The 20821-nt window shown below is 38.8% G+C and carries 19 protein-coding genes and 1 tRNA gene; 4 read left to right on the forward strand and 16 right to left on the reverse strand.

Going from position 1 to position 20821, the window contains the following annotated elements:
- Complete coding sequence (locus RMZ41_RS08495; RefSeq protein WP_322644505.1) at positions 1–732, reverse strand: ABC transporter ATP-binding protein; 732 nt, start codon at positions 730–732, stop codon at positions 1–3.
- Between the two features lie 176 nt (positions 733–908).
- On the opposite strand from RMZ41_RS08495, the gene RMZ41_RS08500 reads away from it, so the two are divergent.
- A complete protein-coding gene (locus RMZ41_RS08500; RefSeq protein ID WP_322644504.1) occupies positions 909–1748 on the forward strand; it encodes an Rpn family recombination-promoting nuclease/putative transposase in 840 nt (279 codons plus the stop codon).
- Positions 1749–1807: 59 nt separating this feature from the next.
- On the forward strand, positions 1808–2677 hold the full coding sequence (locus RMZ41_RS08505; protein ID WP_322644503.1) for an Rpn family recombination-promoting nuclease/putative transposase: 870 nt from the start codon (positions 1808–1810) through the stop codon (positions 2675–2677).
- 15 nt (positions 2678–2692) lie between these two features.
- Here RMZ41_RS08505 and RMZ41_RS08510 read toward each other — a convergent pair whose 3' ends face one another.
- From RMZ41_RS08510 to RMZ41_RS08555, 10 genes are all read right to left on the reverse strand, one after another.
- Positions 2693–3463, reverse strand: coding sequence for an ABC transporter ATP-binding protein (locus tag RMZ41_RS08510; protein ID WP_322644502.1), 771 nt, complete (start codon positions 3461–3463; stop codon positions 2693–2695).
- 37 nt (positions 3464–3500) lie between these two features.
- Positions 3501–4463 (reverse strand): branched-chain amino acid ABC transporter permease, encoded by a 963-nt coding sequence (locus RMZ41_RS08515; protein WP_322644501.1) that lies wholly within the window; start codon positions 4461–4463, stop codon positions 3501–3503.
- A gap of 15 nt (positions 4464–4478) precedes the next feature.
- On the reverse strand, positions 4479–5081 hold the full coding sequence (locus RMZ41_RS08520; RefSeq protein WP_322644500.1) for a Uma2 family endonuclease: 603 nt from the start codon (positions 5079–5081) through the stop codon (positions 4479–4481).
- Between the two features lie 14 nt (positions 5082–5095).
- A complete protein-coding gene (locus RMZ41_RS08525) occupies positions 5096–6046 on the reverse strand; it encodes a branched-chain amino acid ABC transporter permease (protein WP_322644499.1) in 951 nt (316 codons plus the stop codon).
- A 7-nt stretch (positions 6047–6053) separates the two neighbouring features.
- A complete protein-coding gene (locus tag RMZ41_RS08530; protein WP_322644498.1) occupies positions 6054–7301 on the reverse strand; it encodes an ABC transporter substrate-binding protein in 1248 nt (415 codons plus the stop codon).
- Between the two features lie 1013 nt (positions 7302–8314).
- Positions 8315–8743 (reverse strand): WecB/TagA/CpsF family glycosyltransferase, encoded by a 429-nt coding sequence (locus RMZ41_RS08535; protein WP_409874962.1) that lies wholly within the window; start codon positions 8741–8743, stop codon positions 8315–8317.
- A complete protein-coding gene (locus RMZ41_RS08540; protein WP_409874964.1) occupies positions 8731–9120 on the reverse strand; it encodes a WecB/TagA/CpsF family glycosyltransferase in 390 nt (129 codons plus the stop codon). Before RMZ41_RS08540 ends, RMZ41_RS08535 begins: the two co-directional genes overlap by 13 nt.
- Before the next feature lie 13 nt (positions 9121–9133).
- Positions 9134–10198 carry a glycosyltransferase family 4 protein gene (locus tag RMZ41_RS08545; protein WP_322644496.1) on the reverse strand — a complete coding sequence of 355 codons (1065 nt, stop codon included), beginning with the start codon at positions 10196–10198 and terminating at the stop codon, positions 9134–9136.
- Between the two features lie 605 nt (positions 10199–10803).
- Positions 10804–11130, reverse strand: a complete 327-nt coding sequence (locus RMZ41_RS08550; RefSeq protein WP_322644495.1) for a DUF6464 family protein — start codon at positions 11128–11130, stop codon at positions 10804–10806.
- A 355-nt stretch (positions 11131–11485) separates the two neighbouring features.
- Positions 11486–11992, reverse strand: coding sequence for a hypothetical protein (locus RMZ41_RS08555; RefSeq protein WP_322644494.1), 507 nt, complete (start codon positions 11990–11992; stop codon positions 11486–11488).
- 265 nt (positions 11993–12257) lie between these two features.
- Between RMZ41_RS08555 and RMZ41_RS08560 the strand changes: the two genes are divergently transcribed.
- On the forward strand, positions 12258–12719 hold the full coding sequence (locus RMZ41_RS08560) for a GNAT family N-acetyltransferase (protein WP_322644493.1): 462 nt from the start codon (positions 12258–12260) through the stop codon (positions 12717–12719).
- 513 nt (positions 12720–13232) lie between these two features.
- On the opposite strand, the gene RMZ41_RS08565 is transcribed toward RMZ41_RS08560, so the two are convergent.
- From RMZ41_RS08565 to RMZ41_RS08580, 4 genes are all read right to left on the reverse strand, one after another.
- A tRNA-Phe gene (locus RMZ41_RS08565) sits at positions 13233–13305 on the reverse strand.
- A 75-nt stretch (positions 13306–13380) separates the two neighbouring features.
- Positions 13381–14253, reverse strand: coding sequence for a metal ABC transporter permease (locus RMZ41_RS08570; RefSeq protein ID WP_322644575.1), 873 nt, complete (start codon positions 14251–14253; stop codon positions 13381–13383).
- A 106-nt stretch (positions 14254–14359) separates the two neighbouring features.
- Positions 14360–15136 (reverse strand): metal ABC transporter ATP-binding protein, encoded by a 777-nt coding sequence (locus RMZ41_RS08575; RefSeq protein ID WP_322644492.1) that lies wholly within the window; start codon positions 15134–15136, stop codon positions 14360–14362.
- Between the two features lie 56 nt (positions 15137–15192).
- Positions 15193–16149, reverse strand: coding sequence for a metal ABC transporter substrate-binding protein (locus tag RMZ41_RS08580; protein ID WP_409875003.1), 957 nt, complete (start codon positions 16147–16149; stop codon positions 15193–15195).
- Between the two features lie 360 nt (positions 16150–16509).
- Here RMZ41_RS08580 and RMZ41_RS08585 point away from each other — a divergent pair, with 360 nt between their 5' ends.
- The gene (locus RMZ41_RS08585) at positions 16510–18111 is read left to right on the forward strand and encodes an iron uptake porin (protein ID WP_322644491.1); all 1602 of its coding nucleotides are present in this window, start codon (positions 16510–16512) and stop codon (positions 18109–18111) included.
- Between the two features lie 464 nt (positions 18112–18575).
- On the opposite strand, the gene RMZ41_RS08590 is transcribed toward RMZ41_RS08585, so the two are convergent.
- The gene (locus RMZ41_RS08590) at positions 18576–20363 is read right to left on the reverse strand and encodes a DVUA0089 family protein (RefSeq protein ID WP_322644490.1); all 1788 of its coding nucleotides are present in this window, start codon (positions 20361–20363) and stop codon (positions 18576–18578) included.
- Positions 20364–20821 lie beyond the last annotated feature (458 nt).

Raw genomic sequence — 20821 nt, forward strand, 5'->3', positions numbered from 1 at the left:
TTATCCTAAATAAGCTTTTTTAACTCGCTCATCACTAATTAATTCTGATGCTGCGCCTGTTAAAGTAATAGAACCAGCTTCTAAAACATAACCGCGATCGGCAATTTGCAATGCCAGATTAGCGTTTTGTTCAACTAACAAAATAGTCACCCCTGTATCACGGAGATTTTGAATAATTGAGAAGATTTCCCGGACGATCGCAGGGGCTAAACCTAAGCTAGGCTCGTCTAAAAGTAAGAGTTGTGGTTTACTCATTACAGCACGAGCGATCGCTAACATTTGTTGTTCGCCACCGCTAAGAGTTCCTGCTAGTTGATTGCGTCTTTGTGACAAACGTGGAAATAGCTCAAACTGTCGCTGAATATCTGCTTTGATCTCAGCTTGATTGGAGCGAATATAAGCACCCAAAAGTAAATTATCAAATACTGTTTGTCGTGCTAATACTCTACGTCCTTCAGGACAATGGGCAATACCAAGTTGTACAACTTCGTGAGTTTGGCGGCGGGTAATATTATGTCCATTATAGATAATTTCACCACTCTTAGGATTAACTACTTTACTTATGGCACGGAGTGTAGTGGTTTTACCAGCACCATTAGCACCAATTAGAGTAACTACTTCACCTTTTTGAATAATTAAATCAATCTTTTTTAGAGCTTGAATACCGCCATAGTTAACATCAAGTTCTTGAACTTCTAGAATTGTATAGTTTGGTCTACTATCGGCTTTCATCGGCGGTTTACATCCAGAAATGTTGATTCAAAACCTAACATACATCAATCATACATTTCTTAAAACAGTGTATCACTGTACCCCATCGTAGACATTGCTTCAACTTAAAAAAAACGCCAGAATACTGCAATCTTTATGATGTACTATTAATTACTGATAAATATATCAAGCGTCCTGTGGCAAAAGCAGCAGATATTGGTAGCAAGGGACTAATTAATTTAGCTCCCGATGCATGGGTACAGTGGGTAACACAGCGTCCTGAAGTCGTGGCGAAAGAAATTTTGGGTTCTGAGTTTCACTGGATTAGTCGGGAGACAGATGTGTTGGTGAAGGCATACAGTGCCACCCACGGGGATTTTCTAGTATTAAATGAACTACAACTGCGTTACACAACACAGATGCCTCTAAGGATGAGAGCATACACAGCCCTAGCACAAGAACGCTACCGCTTGCCAACTTACCCAGTACTGATCAACATTTTACCGCCTTCATCTACCTTAACTATTGTCAACAGTTACGAACAGGAATTTTTGGGATTACGTGCCATCCAAGATTATCGCGTGATTAATTTGTGGGAAATCGATGCTGAAATAGTGTTTCAGCAACCACTACCGTCGTTGTTACCCTTTGTGCCAATTCTGCGAGGAGGGGGAGAGGTATCAGTTGTGCAACGCGCATTACAGGCGCTACGAGCAGATAGACAGTTGAACGAATTAGAATCATTGCTGGCATTTTTTGCTAGCTTTGTTCTAGACACGCCTTTAGTGCAACAAATGATGAGATGGGATATGGCAGTATTGCGAGAATCGCCTTGGTATCACGAGATTGAGCAAAGAGGTATTCAAGAGGGGGCGCGACGGCAGTTAATCCGAGTATTGGAACAACGCTTTGGCGAAATTTCTCATGAGGTAGAAGTAAGGCTTGAGGGCAAGAATGTGGAACAATTAGAAATTTTAATGGATAGCGCGATCGCTGTAAATTCTTTAGATGAATTTGTGCAAATTTTGTCTACATGAATTCCATCTAAGATTTCAAGTTACCATAAATCTCACTTACTGAGTGCATCTATACCTTAATGACGCAGCCTGCTGATGTTAGTACCAAAAAATTAATCAGTCTCGCACCTAATAACTGGGCAAGATGGGTAACACAAATTCCTGATATTGTTGCTGGGGAAATTCTCAATAGTGAATTTCAGTGGATTAGCCGGGAAAGTGATGTTTTAATCCGTGTCAGTAGTCTCCAACATGGAGAATTTTTGCTTCTCAACGAATTGCAATTACGCTATAAATCCCAAATGCCGCGTCGGATGCGTGCTTATGCTGCACTTGCGGAAGAAAAATATAACTTACCAATATATCCCGTTCTGGTCAATATTCTGAAAACTGGTAACAACGAAATACCCACAAGCTTTACATCAAATATTGCCGGATTACGGGCAATACAAGATTATCGGGTGATTAATCTGTGGGAAATTGATGTCAATATTGCTTTTCAACAACCCTTACCATCCTTACTGCCATTTGTACCTATCCTCAAAGGTGGTGAAAATGAATCTATTATTAGAGAAGCATTGCAAATTCTCCGTGCTGATGAAGAACTCAACCAACTGGAAACAGTTCTAGCTTTTTTTGCTACGTTTGTTTTAGAGAATACACTCGTTCAAGAAATCATGAGGTGGGATATGACGGTATTACGTGAGTCACCTTGGTATCAAGAAATTTTACGCGAAGGGGAAGCACGCGGAGAAGCACGCGGAGAAGCACGCGGGGAACTGCAAGGAATACTTTCTGCGATTGAAATTAATTTAGAGTTGAAATTTGGCGATCGCGGCTTAAGCTTAATGCTACAAATTAACCAGATTCAGGATTTAGAGCGTTTGAAGACAATTTTACGAAATATTGTAACTGCAAATACTATTGAGGAATTGCAACAGATTTTGTAATTCTCAAGTTAGCTATCAATCATTTCCCAAATAAGCTTCAATCACAGCCGGATCGTTTCTAACTACAGATGGTTCACCCAATGCAATCAATTGCCCAAAATCTAACACGGCAATGCGATCGCACAAACCCATAACCAAGGGTACATGGTGTTCAATCAAGATGATCGTCAAATTAAACTGTTCTCGCAGACTACGGATAAATTCACTTAGCTGCTGCTTTTCGTTGGGGTTCATCCCCGCCGCAGGTTCATCGAGGAGTAAGATTTGCGGTTCTAAGGCTAAAGCGCGGGCAATTTCCAGCCGACGCTGATCGCCGTAAGCAAAGCTTTTGGCTTTTTCGTCAGCGCGATCGCTCAATCCCACCATTTCTAATAATTGTAAAGCTTTTCGCCTGCTTTTTTTCTCTTCCCGACGGGCTGGTGGTAATCCCAAAACTCCTGTTAATAGATTACTTTTATTATCCAAATGTCGGGCAATTATGACATTTTCTAATGCTGATAATTCACCAAATAAGCGAATATTTTGAAAAGTCCGAGCAATACCTAAACCTGCAATTTGATGCGGGCGTAGCTGGGAAATATTAGCACCTTGATAGCGTAATTCTCCACTAGAAAGGGGAATAAAAGCTGTAATCAAATTAAACAGTGTTGTTTTACCAGCACCGTTAGGGCCAATTAATCCAAAAATCTCATATTGATTGACTGTAAAAGATACATTATTCACCGCCACTAAACCCCCAAAGCGGCGAGTTAGTGATTTGGCTTCTAAAACAATATTATTTGTCATTTGTCATTTGTCATTTTAGTCCTGGCTTTTGTGTTTATTAAGTTGTCTGTTTGGATATTTTTGAAATTAACTTTATCAATACAATTTTACACTTTTTTAAAATATCTGGAGTTACAAATCCTTGGGGGAAAAATATAGTTCCTAAAACTATTAATATACCATAAATAATTAATCTTCCATCTCGGAAGAATTGGGATAACCAATTGGGTAATCCCGCTATATCGGCTATTCTTCGTAAAACGATTTCTAATAATATTTTCAATACAATAGCACCGACAACCGAACCTAAAAAAGTTCTAGAACCACCGATTAGCACAATTGTTAAATAGGTAATACTGGCATCAAAAGTACCTTGTCTAGCATTCCAGGTATTGAGAAAATGAGCGCTGATGACACCTACAATTCCGGCAAGAATTGCTCCGAGAGTAAAAGCTAAAACTTTGTAATAAGTGGGGTTAATTCCCATTGCACTGGCAGCCAATTCATCTTCGCGGATAGCAATGAATGCCCTACCTGCGCGAATGCGTTCTAAACGGTAAAATAACACCATACTAATTAATAGTAATGGTATGGCAATCCACAAATATTCTATTTGGCTTTGGAATGGTTGAGGAATACCAAAAATCCCGACAGCACCGCCTGTAATATCTAAATTTAAGGATACAACTCGTAAAACTTCTACAAAAGCAATAGTTGCGATCGCTAAATAAATTCCCCGTAACCTTAATGCCGGAATTCCCACTATTACAGCTAATATACCGGAGATTAAACCAGCAATCAACATTTCTAATAAAAGTAATGGAATCGGAAATAAATTATTACTAGATGGGAAAACTTTTGTAGATAAAATCGCGGCAATATATCCACCTAAAGCATAAAATCCTGGACTTGCCAAAGATAGTTGTCCAGCCATTAGTGGTAAATAAAGCGATAATCCTAATAAAGCCTCCAATACCATGTAGACTAATGGTGATTCATAAGTAGAGAAAAATTCAGCCATTGTAAAATATTTTGATTAAGCTGTTAATATTTGCTCTGCTGTTAACGCCAGTTCAGGAAAAGTTCGTGACACGATTCGTTCAGAACCTCTAAAATATGTGCGTTGATATTTACCCTCAGCATCTAATACAAAAACAAACACAGTCGGAACTTTGGGATTTCCCAAATACTCTCTATAACCAATTGCCAAATAATCTACAATCCAATATTCTGTAATACCTAACCGTTGATATTCATCCAATTTATCAATGTAGTCATCTTCCCAATTAGTTGATGTTACCTCGATAGCTAACTGGATGGGTTCTTCAAGTGCAGAATAAGCAGAACGATTTGAGCGCCATACATCTTTATCTATAACACTTACATCAGGCTTGCGTCCTTGTTCGATTCCATTGGCAGTTACAGTTCTAAAAACTGCTGTGTTATTAACTACATAATTGAGGTTGAGTCGTCTAATTTCATCATTTAAACCAAACAACATAAAATTGGCGACATCATCATGATTTCTAGTTGCACGCACTTCTACAATTTCTCCATCTACAAGTTCATACAAGCCTTCTTCTGGGCACTGTTCCAAAAAATCATCAAAAGTTAATTTTTGTTTGGTGTATGTTTTCATCGCGCTACGTCTCTTTAAACTTTTTGAATAAACCGACGACCTAGCAAGCCTTGGGGTCTAACTAACAACATGATAAATAATATTCCGTAGGCTACGGCTTCTTTGTAACCGGAATATTCTGCCGGCACAAAAGCTTCAACTAACCCAATGAGTAATCCTCCTAAAACTGCGCCGGGAATACTACCTAAACCGCCTAAGACAATTACTGCTAAACCCCGCAATCCAAATGCAATACCGAAATATGGGCCAGCAATACTAACACTAGAAGCAACTAAAGTCCCTGCTAATCCTGCTAAGAAACTGCTGATGAAGAATGTGAGGATGATAAAGCGATCGCTATTAATCCCTAATAAACTAGCTGTAGTTGGATCTTCTGCGATCGCTTGCATTGCTTTACCATACTTAGTTCGATTTATAAAGTAGGTAATAATTGCCACAATCGCAACAGATACAGCAAAAATTATTATTTGAACGGTGCGAATAGGAATTTCCTTTTCTGGAGTACCAAAGTTAATCGAAGGTGGTAAATTACCATAAGTATCTGCGGGATATGTGTAACTTTCTGCGCCTATTAAATACTGAATTAAGTTCACAATTACCACTGCTACCCCCAAACTGGAAACAACAGTTAGTAAGGGATCAGATCCTTGACGGCGTAAAGGTTGAAAAGCAACCCGTTCCATCACAACCCCGATCAATCCTGCTAAAGTACTTCCTAAAATCAAGGCTATAGCAAATGGTAATTTAATCGGCAAGGCTGCATTCGCTAGTAAGCCATTAAATCCAAAGCTACCACCCATGAGAGCATAGGTAAAATATGCGCCCAAAGTGAAAATCGCACCATGAGCTAAATTAATGATGCCTAAAATAGAATAGACTAAGGTATATCCCAATGCAAAAATTGCATAGATACTACCAATAGATAATCCGTTTAAAAATTGCTGCAAAAATAGAGTTATATCCATGTTGCAACTATTTTATAAATACGAATTTTCCAGTGTTTCCATCTTTATCCATCTTAATTTGGGCGACATAAAATTCACTTTGAACCACATCACCTACTGGTGTAAAACCAATCTTACCTAAAGGAGTATCATACTCTCCAGAGATGATTTGCTTGTTCAATTCTGTCCGCAGTTTATCAAGAGGTAATGTGCTAACTTTGGTCTTTTTATCCAACTCTTTAAGAGCTTCAACATATACCTGCACCGCCGCAAAAGCTTGACCTGTAAATTGGGCTGGTTCTTTCTTATATTGCTCAATGTAAGTTTGGCGAAATACCTTATTAATCTCACCAGGATATTCAGGACTATAAGCTTGAGCAATCAGCACGCCATCGCAAAGGGCTTTACACACTGATAAAACATTGGGTGTATTCAGACCGTTACCACCAATAATTATACCTTTATAACCCAGTTCTCGCAGTTGCCGCACTAAGTTACCACCATCAGCAGCTAGTCCCGAAATAATTACTAAATCTGGTTTTAAGTTAATTGCATTGGTAGCTTGGGCTTGAAAATCTGTATCAGTAGTTTGGAACTTTTGAACTGTTACTAGTTCTAGCCCTTGTTCTTTAACTGCTTGTTGAAAAATCTCCGTTTCTGATTTGTTAAAAGCATCATTTTGGGCGTAAAAAACTGCTACTTTTTTAATTTGAGGATTCTGCTTGAGTGCAGCTTTCAACGAATTAGGGGCAACTTTAGAAACGGGGGCAGATACACGAGCTACATAATCACCAATTTCTGGAATTCCGTTTGCGGTATTCGATGCTCCAATAACTGGAACTTTAGCACGCTCGGCGATGGGATCAGCACTAAAAGCTTGCTGTGATAAAGTGGGGCCAACAATCCCGACAACTTTATCTTTGTTAATTAAAGTTTGAAAAGCGTTAATTGCTCCAGCTTCATCACCGCTAGTATCTTGGGCTATTAATTTAATTGGAGTGCCATTAATGCCACCTTTGCTATTGAAATACTTTTCGGCAATCCTAGCTCCTACAAATCCCTCTTGACCAAGTAATGCTACGTTGCTAGTTTGTGCTAGAGCGATACCAATGGGAATAGCACCCGATGTAGTTGTTGTCTGAGCAGTGTTAGTTGTAGTGTTACTTGTAGTACTGTTTGGAGTATTAGTTACAGAGCCACCGCCACCACCACAGCCTGTTAGTAGCAAAGCGCAAGTTGATATTAATGCTGTTGTCTGAGCGATCGCGTTATTCATCGTTAAATAATCATGCAGTTATTAGATGTTCTGCAAAAATCAATAAGGTCTGCAAACTAAATTAGGCAGATTTATATTTTTGCAAGAATTTTATTTTATTAAATCATTTTTATTTGATTATGCAAATAAAAAGATTCCAAGTATTTGTCATTCAATTTATTATAATTAATAATAATTTAACTATTCACAGCTACAAAAGAAGGATGCATTACAGCTATAGGAATCATATTTGATTTCTGAAAAATCTAAGTATTTGTAGGATATGTTAGGCGTAAGCCGCAACGCACCAAAGCCTTAAGAATTGTGCGTTACGCTGTCGCTAACGCAACGCCAGTGACGCTCCTGCGTCGCTACCGCTACGTTAACACTCAAGTCGTGAAACCCGCCCACGCGACTGGCTCCCCTACGTATCTTTTCAAAAATCAAAAAGTAGTCCTATATGTAAATATTTTATGTTTAAGATGGTAAAAATTAGTACAGAAATTAAAAGCAAAAAATACTTAATATTGCAAGCTTTTTACCTATTTCAGATAGTAGGCTTATTTCCGCCATGATGTACTCTACAATGTAAGATTTACTTTAAAAATCATGTCCTAAAGAATGTTTAAGAATTCCTTTTATCGGTATCAAAAATTTTAGATTTATCTAAATTTCTCACTTTAACTAAAGTTCATTGACAAGGGAATTAAGGAAGATATAAAGGTGCTTAAAGTCACAGTTAAATTTTTTTAAAACAACCTCTTAAAAAATTATGTGCTTGATGGAAAAAGTAAGTTGATAATCCCTTAGAGAATGTTTGAAAAGTAGTGTTATTAACAGCAACTTTTGAAACTTACCCTGATGTTCAAGTTTTTTTTATTTCTCCCTAATCCTCTTATTTTAGGAGAGGATTAGAGAAAAGTTTTTGTTGATGAATGGGGGTTTCAAAGCCTCTCACTTGTGAGAAATTTAGGTTGGAGAGGGGTGATATTATACTTTACAACTTTTACAACTTTTCAAACACCGTCTTCTGATTACTTAACCTTGTGTGTAATTTTATTATCATTCATGCAGTCAATGTTTCCGTATTGACTATTAAATAATCCTAAACGCTGTTTGATTACCAAGTAAATCAAAGCAGGATTACCAAAGATATAACGCTTCCACAAGCGTCGAGGCTCTGTTAAAAGTCGAAATAACCACTCCAGACCTACTTTTTGCATCCAAACTGGCGATCTTTTCACCATATTGCTAACTAGTTCAAAGCTGACACCAATACCGACAGAAATCGGTATACCTAAATGCAAATAATTAGCAGCTATCCATTTCTCTTGTTTAGGCGCTCCCAAACCAACAAATAAAAGATCGGGAGATGCCTCTGCAATTTTTGAGTTGATTGAAGCTAATATTGTTGGCTGAGATTCAAACCCGTAGGGAGGACAGTAAGTACCTACAATCTGCAAGCCTGTCTGGCAACAAGAATTTCTTGAGCTTTTTCGGCAGCACCAGGGCGACCTCCTAACAAAAAGACCTTTAATCCTTTTTCAGCAGCAATCGCGCATAGTTTCTCGAACAAATCTGTACCATTAACTCTACCATTAAGGGGAGTTTGTAAGAACTTGGCTGCCCACAGGAGCGACACCCCATCTGGTACTACTAAAAAAGCCTTGCGATAAATTTCTCGAAAATTGGCATCTTCCTGTAATGCCAAAATATGCATAGCATTAGGAGTAACTACATATTCTGGCTTACCCTTAGATAGTATATGTTTGACAATTCTCTCTACAACTTCATCAAAATTGTAGTTATCAATTTCAACCCCGCAAATGTCGATTTTCATTAGTATTTCCAGCTTAATTCACTTTTGATAAGGAACGATAGATATCTGCTAAACGCATGGAATAGTTTTTAATATCAAATGGTTCAACACTTTTTCTTGCAGCACTCCCCAGAGAGAGCCTTAAAGTTTCATTTTCAATCAATAATTGAATAGCTTCTGACAATTGTTGAATCTTTCCTTCTGTAACTAGCAGACCATTCTGATTTGAAATCACTAATTCAGGAATGCCTCCTACGGGGGTTGAAATCACGGGTAATCCCCAACCCATAGCTTCCAGAATCGCCATAGGCAAACCTTCATTGTAAGAAGGCAAAATAAACACATCTGCTTTTGACAACACTTCATCCCGTTTTTCAGAATTAATCCATCCCAAAAAAGTTATATTAGTTATTAGGTTGAGGCTCACAGCTAATTGCTGCGCTTTTTCGATTTCACCATCTCCTGCTAGAATTAGCTGGGCAGATTTTTTTTGATTGTCTGGTAGGTTAGCAAATGCCTGAATTAAATCAAATGCGCCTTTGCGTTGCCCGACTCGCCCACAAAATACCAATATGATTTGAGTCCGATTTTGGCGATCGGGAAGCTGTATAGGTAATTCGCAGGGGTTAGGCAAGATAATGACTTGCTTCGGATTTAAACCCAGATTTAAGACATAGTAATCATGCCAAGTTTTTGAGAGAACAATAAATCCTTGGCAACGCTGAAATACTTTATTTAAAAGTTTTTGCGCTAGTTGAGGTAGTTTAGCGTAGGTTACTTGAAATTCTGCACCATGAGCGTGTATCAAGAAGGGCTTATTAAATATCAAGGCAAAAACACAAAAAATAGCTTTTCTCAGAACACTACCACCATCAGACATGTGAATATGTACAGCATCTATTTTTTGAGTAAGCATTATCCTTAAGAATTTTGCTAAAGCTTTAGCAAAAACAATTATTCTGTGGTATACCGATCCTTCGTCATGAGTGGTGATATGCTGAATTTCAATATCGTGAATAATATGCTGAATTATCAGTTTTTCAACTGATGCTATTCCTCCATTTTGTTCTAGACTAGCCCCTAACATCAATATCTGCATTTGGTTCATTCACATTAACCTATGTAATTCTTAAGTAATAATTCAGGTCTAAAGCAAAAGAATTCAAAATATAGCAGGTTGAAAATCGCTAATAATGTCTTGAATAGCCTGTTAAAACAAGTTAATCATGGAACCTCGCTGATGACATAGGCTTATAGTAATCTAAATTACTCAGTATAGCGGCTGTAAGACCTTAAGAATTTTACTATTTTTTACAAATTTCTACAAGTTTTTACACAAGTACCATCCATCCTTAATCTTTTACCTGTATAAATTTGTCAATGATGGCTCTTAAGGCTATTTTATATCTCTGAGAAAAGAAAAATAAGATTCTGTTCTTGAATATTTTTCAAAGCCTTGCTCAATTGCCAAAGCTAAAGAAATCTTGTTTGGAGCCAAGCACCCAGAAACAAGTTTTAAAATACTAAACCCCCTCCAGAATTATTTTATGGTAAGTAGAACCTTTTTAGCTTGCTTCAATTGACATCTGCGATATAAGCACAGAAAAATCTCTCAAATAGAGAGCTAACTAACTTAGGATTTTTTCAATCTACAAAAATTGCTTGCAAGATGTATATTATTTAATGACAGTAATATAAAAAGCGTTAAAGCTTATTTTCATTGCCAGCTAATTCTTTTGGTTCGTAGTGACGGCAACCGTTACACGGGCCGTCAGGATTGACAGCACAACGCATGTAGCCAGATCGAGCATTAAATTTGCAGCTGATGTCGCCAATCAGATAACCCACCCCTTCTAAATAATAGCGATCGCTCTCAACTGGTCTAAGATTTTGCCGTCCCTGCACCACTGAAAAATTCATGGCTGCTTGCCTCATCCGTAAGCGCGATCGCGTATGGGTTTTACGGATCGCCCACAGAGAAATCAGGGACGGTAAGAAACCAACGGCAATTACTAAAAGTGTCTTTAACACCTTCTTTTTACCTCTTCTGTGCGCTGATTGATTCTCCCTGATATTGCACTTTGGTTTACGGAAGTGCAAATATCAGGGCAGTTTTGTCTAATTGCAACCATAGTTGGTGGCCATTAGCAATGGCAGTGTAGTATCTAGCAATTTTAACGAAGAAGTTCCTTCTGCCACTTCAATCAGCATAACTGTTACAACCCCAGGCGTGAACTGCCGTTGAATGTTGATAATTTTAAGATTTGTTGTCAGAATTCAGGAGTCAGAAGAGTTTAAGAATCAGGTGGAGATTTGATATATCAATATCTTACTTGATACCAGAATCAGTATAAATTCTGACTTCTGACTCCTGAGTGCTGAATTCTTACGATTTGTTGATTAATGCCTTTTTGCACAAGTGTCTTGTGTCAGCTTCCGCCCCACTCTTGTTTTTTCTATTTCGCTGCGATGCTAATCTTTTTTTGGTTTGTTGACGAAGTTGCTGTGCTAACAGTGCAGCTTCCCTTTCGGCTCGGAATAAATCAACTTTTCGCGTTGTCAAAATAAATGATTCATCAGGCTTTCGTTTTATCCAAGGGACGCTAACTGCGAAATACTGACAAATGTGTTTGCCTATCTCTTTCTTCAATAGTGGGTAACGTTTTTGACTATTCAGTGTGTTAGCGATCGCTTTTAACTCCAATATTGCTGCTTCTAACTCTCGCGCCATCTGATTGATGCGCTCGACTTGTGTTATTAAACGCTCCCGTTCACTGATAATTTTTTCCTGTTGGGGTTGCAGTGGGACTATTGCAGTAGTTACAGGTGGAGGCTGCAATAACGAAACTTTCAGCAAAATGGGCTTTTTGTCCGTGTCTAGAATTTTTTTCATACTACCTCAAGTAAGGCTAGCTGACTTTTAAGGCATTTTAACAGCAATTTAGTATATTTGTACTATATGTATATATATGAGCTTTAAACTGAGGAATTATGCGTGCTACTTGCGTAAAACTATACAGTTTCTAAGATAATTTACTTAGAGGCAAAGCGGTATTTCTTTTAACGTATTATTTGCGTAATTTCTGCTGCTGTATAAAGGCAAAGGACTCACCAGCACTGATAATATTTCTATAGAATTCATATTTAGTTTTAAAAAAATGAGATTAAGAATATACGAAATAGCTGATACTGAAGAAATTATGAAATTGTTCTACGACACTATTCATGAAGTAAATATTCACGATTACACAAAAGAACAAGTAGATGCTTGGGCATCAGCAAATATGGATATTGACCTTTGGATTAAAAGTTTAGGAAGTAAGTTTACTTATGTAGCAGAGGAGCAGGGTAGAATTATTGGTTTTGGGGAATTAGAAGCTAATGGACATATTGACCGTTTTTACTGCCATAAAGATTTTCAAAGAAAAGGGGTTGGTAAAAAAATCTTAGAACAGCTTGAATCGAAAGCAAAAACTTTAGGGATTGAAAAGTTATTTACAGAAGCTAGTATTACAGCTAAACCGTTTTTTGAAAACCAGAATTTTACTGTTGTGAAACAGCAAGAGGTAGAACGTAGAGGGCAAAAGCTGATAAATTTTATTATGGAAAAATCAATTTAATCATTAATAAATTTGGTAGGTTCGCCCATTTAAAAAATTAGAAGAGGAATTAATGCGCTGTAAAGGGCTTAAAAAGCTCTATATGCGATCGCTACCATTTTGCTTATCATCTACCAACTGACACAAAACTGGTAGAAAAACTTGGTGTATGCGGCTATCTAAAACAAAATATAGGATTACTATTTGATTTTTGAACGAAATTAGGTATTGTAGCGTGTGTTAGAACGGAGTTCGTAACGCACTATTATCGCGGGTTTGGTGCCGTACTCTTTGCGCTCACATCCTACGGATATTTTCTCAAAATCAAACCGGATTCCTATAGCAGGACTGATATCAGAAGTATTTAACTCCGTTATTCTTTAACGAAGTACTTATGAGTATTGCATAGCCGCGACTTGACTTACTCTGACACAGAAACCGTAACAGAAAACAATGGCTAAACCAACATAATTGGTATAGTGCTTGCAACTGTGTGTCAGTTTTTATGTCAGAAGGCTTTACTGCTGTAATGTATGCCAGGAACCGGACTTGAACCGGTGACACGAGGATTTTCAGTCCTCTGCTCTACCAACTGAGCTATCCCGGCTGGGGCTTTTGTGAGCCACGATTAATAAATGTAGCAAACATCCCAAAATATAGCAAGCCCTTGGAGAAAAAAGATTTATGCAGCTTTTAAATTCAGCTTAAACCAGATGAAAACGGCTATAAATAGCAGGAATTGGACAAGAACAATACTTGGGCCAGAAGCAAAGTTGAAAATACCTGAGACAATGATGCCAGCAATGCTGCTCATGGAACCAACTATCACGGACATGATTAAAAAGCGGCTAAAGTGGTGACTCATCAGCTTGGCGGTGGAGGCGGGAATAACCAAAAAGGCGTTCACCAGTAAAACGCCGACAGCTTTAATCGCTACAGCAACGGCCAGTGAGAGCAAAACCACAAACACGTAGCGGTACAATTGGACGGGAACACCTTGAACTTGGGCTACATCGGGATTAAGGGTCAATAAAATTTGCTGACGCATGGTTGATAGTAAAAATATGCTACCTCCCACAAGTACTAGCAGCGTCAATATTAAATCTGTGGTATCGATCGCTAGAATATCGCCGAACAACACAGCCATCAAGCTGCCACGATACCCTTTAATTAGACTTGTAAGAATTACACCGATCGCTAGTGCCCCAGATAGTACTATGCTAAGGACGCTATCGCTACCTAAGTCGGTTTTATCGATAAAGTAGAGGACAATAACCCCGAAAACCAAGGTAAAAGGTAACAGCATCCAAGTAGGATTTATTTGTAGCAGCACACCTAACGCCACACCTACTAATGCTGCATGACCAACGGCGTGGCTAAAAAAGGACAACTGGCGCAAGGTGACAAAACTACCCAACATCCCGCCAAGTATTCCCATTAACACAGCACCAACGATCGCACGCTGCATAAAGGGAAATTCTAACAACTTTATCAAGTCATTACTACTAGCGATCGCAAGCCCCGCTATCTGACAATCATTGAAAAAATAATCCATACTTATGGGCATTAACTAATTCTGGAAATTGAATTACGAATTACCGTAGCGAGTCCGCGAACGTCATTAAGAATTACGAATTACGAATTACGAACTACGAATTATCTTAATGTTGGTGCTGGTAGCGACTGAAACCTGGGCCGTAGGTTGCTAACAGGTTTTGCGGTGAGAGGGCAATTTCTGGCTTCCCAGTACAAACAATGCTTTGGTTGAGGCAAAGCACGCGATCGCAATGGCGATTTACCATATCAATATCATGGGAAACTTGCAATACCGTCCAACCTTCCTCCCGCTTTAATTCATTTAGTAAAGCGTAAAAATCTGCTGAACCTTGGACATCAACGCCAGCAAAGGCTTCATCTAATACCAATAGTTTTCGAGGCATTACCAAACAATAAGCCAACAACACCCGCTTGAGTTGACCGCCGCTAAGAGTACCAATAGCTTGATGCTGTAAATGATAAGCATCGGTTCGCCGTAAAGCTTCTACTACTGCGGCTGATTTTTCTCTGTCTTGTCTCCACAGTTTGGAGAAAAATAAATCTCCTTTTTTTCTTTCCTTGACCCATCCTAGTCCGACTAATTCGCTGACAGAAATAGGAAAGCCTCGGTCAAAGATGAAATTTTGCGGCATATAGCCCAACAAATCACGTAAGCGCCCCAGCCTTGAAATTGGGCGACCAAACATTTCAATCGTACCAGCACTTCGAGGTATCAAATCTAAAACTGCTTTTACCAAGGTACTTTTTCCAGCACCATTAGGGCCAACAATGGCTGTATCTGTTCCTGGCAATAATTCAAAGGAAACGTCTCGAACAGCTAGATAGCTGCCTTGATAGACAGTTAATCCTTCCACTTTCAAAATAGCAATGTCATTAGGCATTGGAAATTGGGAATTGGGAATTGGGAATTACAAATTACAAATTACAAATTACAAACTTATTTACATGAAGTTTCCAGAATTTGTAGGTTAGCTTTCATCGCCTTAAGGTAGTGTTGTGGATCTGTTTCGCCAGTTTCCAGGGAATCCAGAGGACGCAAAGTTAAATTTAAGTCTTTCGAGAGACTAGTTAAGAGTTTGTTATCTACTCCTGGTTCACTAAATAAAGCTTTAACTTTATACTTTTTTACTGCATTGATTGCATTTTGCACATCCGTTGGTGAAAGTTGATCTTCGGGAATTTGCACTACAGCAACTTGCTTGAGGTTATAGCGTTTGGCTAAATAGGGAAATGCATCATGAAAGGTAATAAAGGTGCAACTAGGAGTTTTTTGTAAAGTCTGTTGAAATTCACTATTTAAACTTTCTAATTCTTTAATATAAGCCGCAGCATTGGCTTCATAAGTAGCTTTATTTGCAGGGTCGGCAGCAATTAATCCATCTCGAATATTTGTTACCTCTTGTTTTGCCAAAACTGGATCTAACCATACGTGAGGATTACCTTGGGCGTGGTCGTGGTCTTCTTCCTCTTTCGCTGTTTTCACAACAGGCGAAATTTTATTTAATGGTTTAATACCAATGCTGGCATCAATTTCAACTAACTTGGTATTTTCGGCATTTTTGACAGTATTTTCCAGAAATCCCTCCAAACCTAAACCATTTTTTACTAACACATTCGCAGTTGCGATCGCTTTGACATTTTCTGGTGTCGCTTGGTATTCATGTACCTCCGTACCAGGTGGGACTAGAATTTCTACATCTGCTACATTTCCGGCTACTGCCTTAGTAAACAAATATATCGGCAAAAATGTCGTCACAACTTTAGTTTTTCCTAACTGCGCTACTGGGGTGGATACAGCCCCCTGTGCTGGCGGCGACTGTTCAGGTATTGTTCCCTGATTCGGATTCGATTGGCTACAGCCAGCAATCATTGACAACGTTAGCAGAGTCATCATGGACAAGATGCCGCTTTGTCTGCCTGTTATTAGCCCTCTGTAATTCGTCACCAGGGTGTTTTCTCCTCAAAATGGATGCAAGTTTATGAGACTTATTCTAAGCTCTAGACTATAATAATTCTCATTCTCATTCAAAACACATGATATCATTCCCAGTTTCCTGTGTAATGAGTAACAACAAAATTTTGTCAAGTGGTACAGCCTTTGCAATTTAGTTTTCCCTAACTAATTAGGATTTCCTGACTTTTTTTGTTAAAAAGGTTGCTTATTCCTGATAAGATTGCTGACAAATATTTGCATGAAATAGACGTTAAATAAGCGTGCTTTAGGTGTGAATTGGAGATCAGTGTGAGGAGAAAAATGCAACAATTCTGTAAATATCTGCTAGTTAGTCCAGCAGTCTGCTGTGCAATGCTATTTTTAAATACTGCTGTATTTGCAGGTGAAATATCCGGTGCTTCAGAAATTAATCAACCGCAAGTTTCAGCTAATCCAGACACACAAACTCAGATAACGGGGCAAGTTACTTCCGTATCTCAATTTTCTGATGTACAACCTACTGATTGGGCATTCCAAGCATTGCAGTCTTTGGTTGAGCGCTATGGCTGTATTGCCGGCTACCCAAATAGCACTTATCGCGGTAATCGGGCGTTAACGCGATATGAGTTTGCTGCTGGTTTGAATGCTTGTCTCGATCGGGTTAACGAACTGATTGCTACAGCTACAAGCGATTTAGTTAGCAAACAAGATTTAGCCACATTACAAAAGCTGCAAGCAGATTTTTCCGCAGAACTGGCGACACTCCGAGGTCGTGTAGATGCAGTAGAAGCAAAAACTGCTGAGTTGGAAGCAAATCAGTTCTCAACCACAACCAAACTGCAAGGACAAGTTGTTGCTGTGGTTAGCGATGTTTTGTCAGGAAATACAGTTAACGGTGCAGAAATTACAGATAAAAATACAACTTTAGGGGCACGAGCGCGAATAGAACTTGTGACCAGTTTCACTGGGAAAGATACGTTGTTTACCAGAATCCAGGTTAATAATATTCTTACCCCTGACATTGGTACACCAGAGGGCAATTTATTTTTTGCTGGTGAGGATGGTACTACTGATGCTTCTATAGATGCATTGTTATACAGATTTCCGTTGGGCCAAAAAACAGAGGTTGTTGCGATCGCCAATGCAGGTGCAGCAGACGATCTTACCACCACTGTTAATATCTTTGATGGTGATGGCGCTTTTGGTGCTTTGTCTACCTTTGGTACACGCAACCCAATTTACAACCAAATAAACGGCGCGGGTTTGGGAGTAAACTATGAGTTCAGTGATAAATTGGCACTCAGTTTAGGGTATTTGAGCGGTACAGCTAACGATCCTACGCCTAGTAATGGGTTATTTAATGGTTCTTATGGTGCGTTGGCACAGTTGACAGTTAAACCAAGCGATCGCATTACCATTGGTTTTACTTATATCAATTCTTACAACCAACCACTACTCACAGGTAGCAATGCAGCAACTTTCGCGCCCTTAGATACAAATGGCGATGGTACACTAGATTCACGATTTTCTAGTAATTCTTACGGTGTTCAAGCATCCATTGGCATTACTGATAAAATCGTCTTGGGTGGTTGGGCTGGATACACCAACAGCCAAATATTGAATGGGAATCGTGGAGATGTTGACATTTGGAACTATGCCGTTACCCTCGGCTTTCCCGACCTTGGGAAAGAAGGTAACTTAGCAGGTATTATCGCTGGTGTAGAGCCTAGATTAACCAGTTCTAATATTGCCGGATTAGATAGAGATCAGGATACATCCTATCATCTTGAGGCGTTCTACCAGTACAAGGTGACTGACAATATCACCATTACCCCAGGAGTCATTTGGCTAACATCCCCAGATCATAATAATGACAATGATGATGTTGTAATTGGCGCACTGAGAACTACATTCAGTTTCTAAGTTTCAAAATCTTCAAAAAAGACGCAAATTTATCTTTTGCGTCTTTTTTTGTGTGCGGGCTAAAAAGTAAAATCCAGCATTAAGGGAACACATCGCAATACTGCTCGCTTTGTGCATTTTTAACTCGGAATTGGAAAAGGGGAAAAGGTTAAAGGGTAAAGGGTAAAGGTTAAAGGTTTTTTCTTTTCCTTTTCCCCAAAACCCGACAAGTAGTGGAACACATCGTTGTGTCCCCTTAGTTAGCAGTAAAAGTATCCCTCAATCTGCCTTTTGATGTCAGTACTTTCTAAGCTAACAACGTCCTTAGAGGATGTTTTAAAAGTAGTTAGCCGTGATTTGAATCGAATTATTACCCCCCTTAATCCCCCCTTATAAAGGGGGGAAACCGGAAAATTTTGTTCCCTCTCCTTTATAAGGAGAGGGATTGAGGGTGAGGTAAATGTATGTTATTTAATTCTTATCCCTCAAGTAAAGCTAACTTGTAGCGTATAAGAAATAGGATCGAAGCCACTACTAGAGAAAGTTCCGCCATTTTGGGGGAAGGCAGGAAAGTCGCTTACTGAAATTGAGTAAGTACCTGCACTTAGGAAAGTGCTGATTAATGACGAATTGCCACCGCCACCATCGTCGTTACTAGTTACTAAATTCCCCGCACTGTTAAACAATCCGAGAATTGTATCTCCCGATGTCACTGTTCTAATATTGACAGTTCCTGAATTTGTTAGGGTAAATTTAAAAAAGTCAAAATCCTCATTATTCCCCGATTGAACTGTTGCTAACTGAGCTTCGATATTAATGTTTGAGCCTGATGACAAAGAACCCAACCCTTCCGCGCTGCTCAGTGTATTATTTATACCTTCTCCAGCATTTTCTAGTTCACCGAAAAGAAAGTCATCACTATCAAGTCTGAGATTAGTTTTCCCCTGTAAAATACCTATGAGTTCATCTGGCTCTGTTCCTGGTTTGTCTACGAATATTCGTGTATTGCTACCAACAACTTGCAGGCGGTAGTCTTGAGGCGCTCCTTTTAGTCGAATTAAATCTTGGCTAGAGTCGAAGTCAGTAATAGTACTGTAGTCGTCCAAACCAGGATTTGCACTATTATTATCGTCGTAGAAAATATTTACAAGGTCTCCTAAGATAAACCTATCTGCCCCAGTCCCACCAGTGAGGGTATCGGTTTCTTTCAATCCAGGTGGAAGCAGGTTCTCAGGGAAAACACCGATGAGAATGTCGTCTCCAGCCCCCCCATTGAGTATGTCATTGTCTGGCCCACCCTGTAGACTATCATTGCCGTCGCCACCATTGAGGATATCATTGCCTAAATTACCATCTAGGGTGTCATTGCCTTCTAAGCCATTCAAAGTGTTGTTAGCAGTATTACCAAAGAGAAAGTTGTTAAGAGTATTACCTGTCCCACCGATGAGGCTAGTTCCTGTCAGTGTCAGGTTTTCCACATTTGTACCGAGTGTGTAGCTGATAGAAGACCGAACAATATCTGTGCCTGAATTAGCAGCCTCGATAATAGTATCACCAGCACTGGTAATGATGTAAGTATCGTTGCCTGCTGCCCCATTCAATGTATCAGTACCCGTACCTCCATCAAGTGTATCACTGCCATTTCCACCGTTTAAACTATCGTTGCCACCATTACCAAACAATTGGTTATTTTGGTCGTCACCAATAATAATGTCATTTGCATTTGTACCTTTGACATTATCAAAATTGACTACACTAAATGTTAATGTTCCTAAATTAGGAACATTATTTGCAGATAAACTTTGGGTTTGCAAGTTAACAGTAATCGATACTCCAGATGAAGAATCGGATGCATCTATGGTGTTGTTAGCAACATTAGCATTAGCAACAATTTTTTCTACTCTAAAGAGCGTGTCTTGCCCCAAACCGCCAGCTTTTTGAAGCTTTCCAACACTTGACAAGGTAATAGCTTGACTTAATTGGCTATAGTCTGCGGTATCAAAGCCATCTCCACCGATTAGACTGTCGTTACCCTGACCACCTTTCAAGGTGTCGTTTTCTATGCCTCCATCAAGTGTGTCACTGCCATCTCCACCAATTAGACTGTCATTTCCTCTCCCACCAGCGATGGAATCGTTACCACCTTCACCATTCAAGGTGTCATTACCAGATGTAGTAGTGGCATCACCACCAAAAGCCCAACCAACTATTGTGTCACTTCCTGAACTGCCAGAGAGACTGTCAGGACTTGTACTGCCAAAAATAAATGCCATTTTATTTCTCTTGAATTTCTCACTAAGTTAAGTTCAGTCTTAGCCAATAAACTATTTATCAGTTAAATGTAGATTACTTATCATTTGAGTAATCCTCTTTATAAATCCATTAATTACTAATTGAATTAAGAAGGTTCAAATAAAAAATATCTAACTTTTTTAGGCTAGCTCGAAAATTCCTGCTGTGATTACGGACAGACAAGATATCTACTTTACACAATTAGATAATTTATTCTCTGAAAATTCTTGGATGGATTCATCAAATGATAAGTAACTAAGTTTAAATATTTTGAGCGAACAGTATTTAAACTTAGTTATTAATTACTTAATTATCATAAAGTAAACAGCGTATCAATTTATTTATCAAATCTTTAAAATCTCAATAAATGCAATTTGTAATACATTGAATTATTTTTGTAAGGTAGTGATTCAATATATTTTCAAAACTACTTATTTTT

This window comes from Nostoc sp. DedVER02 (genome assembly GCF_034530675.2).
In the GTDB taxonomy this organism is placed as follows: domain Bacteria; phylum Cyanobacteriota; class Cyanobacteriia; order Cyanobacteriales; family Nostocaceae; genus Nostoc.

Coding starts and splice junctions, on each gene's coding strand:
- RMZ41_RS08575 (WP_322644492.1), bottom strand. CDS start 15,136: ATGCCTAATGACATTGCTATTTTGAAAGTGGAAGGATTAACTGTCTAT.
- RMZ41_RS08560 (WP_322644493.1), top strand. CDS start 12,258: ATGAGATTAAGAATATACGAAATAGCTGATACTGAAGAAATTATGAAA.
- RMZ41_RS08530 (WP_322644498.1), bottom strand. CDS start 7,301: ATGAATAACGCGATCGCTCAGACAACAGCATTAATATCAACTTGCGCT.
- RMZ41_RS08540 (WP_409874964.1), bottom strand. CDS start 9,120: ATGAAAATCGACATTTGCGGGGTTGAAATTGATAACTACAATTTTGAT.
- RMZ41_RS08520 (WP_322644500.1), bottom strand. CDS start 5,081: ATGAAAACATACACCAAACAAAAATTAACTTTTGATGATTTTTTGGAA.
- RMZ41_RS08505 (WP_322644503.1), top strand. CDS start 1,808: ATGACGCAGCCTGCTGATGTTAGTACCAAAAAATTAATCAGTCTCGCA.
- RMZ41_RS08580 (WP_409875003.1), bottom strand. CDS start 16,149: ATGATGACTCTGCTAACGTTGTCAATGATTGCTGGCTGTAGCCAATCG.
- RMZ41_RS08570 (WP_322644575.1), bottom strand. CDS start 14,253: ATGGATTATTTTTTCAATGATTGTCAGATAGCGGGGCTTGCGATCGCT.
- RMZ41_RS08525 (WP_322644499.1), bottom strand. CDS start 6,046: ATGGATATAACTCTATTTTTGCAGCAATTTTTAAACGGATTATCTATT.
- RMZ41_RS08545 (WP_322644496.1), bottom strand. CDS start 10,198: ATGCAGATATTGATGTTAGGGGCTAGTCTAGAACAAAATGGAGGAATA.
- RMZ41_RS08495 (WP_322644505.1), bottom strand. CDS start 732: ATGAAAGCCGATAGTAGACCAAACTATACAATTCTAGAAGTTCAAGAA.
- RMZ41_RS08590 (WP_322644490.1), bottom strand. CDS start 20,363: ATGGCATTTATTTTTGGCAGTACAAGTCCTGACAGTCTCTCTGGCAGT.
- RMZ41_RS08510 (WP_322644502.1), bottom strand. CDS start 3,463: ATGACAAATAATATTGTTTTAGAAGCCAAATCACTAACTCGCCGCTTT.
- RMZ41_RS08515 (WP_322644501.1), bottom strand. CDS start 4,463: ATGGCTGAATTTTTCTCTACTTATGAATCACCATTAGTCTACATGGTA.
- RMZ41_RS08555 (WP_322644494.1), bottom strand. CDS start 11,992: ATGAAAAAAATTCTAGACACGGACAAAAAGCCCATTTTGCTGAAAGTT.
- RMZ41_RS08585 (WP_322644491.1), top strand. CDS start 16,510: ATGCAACAATTCTGTAAATATCTGCTAGTTAGTCCAGCAGTCTGCTGT.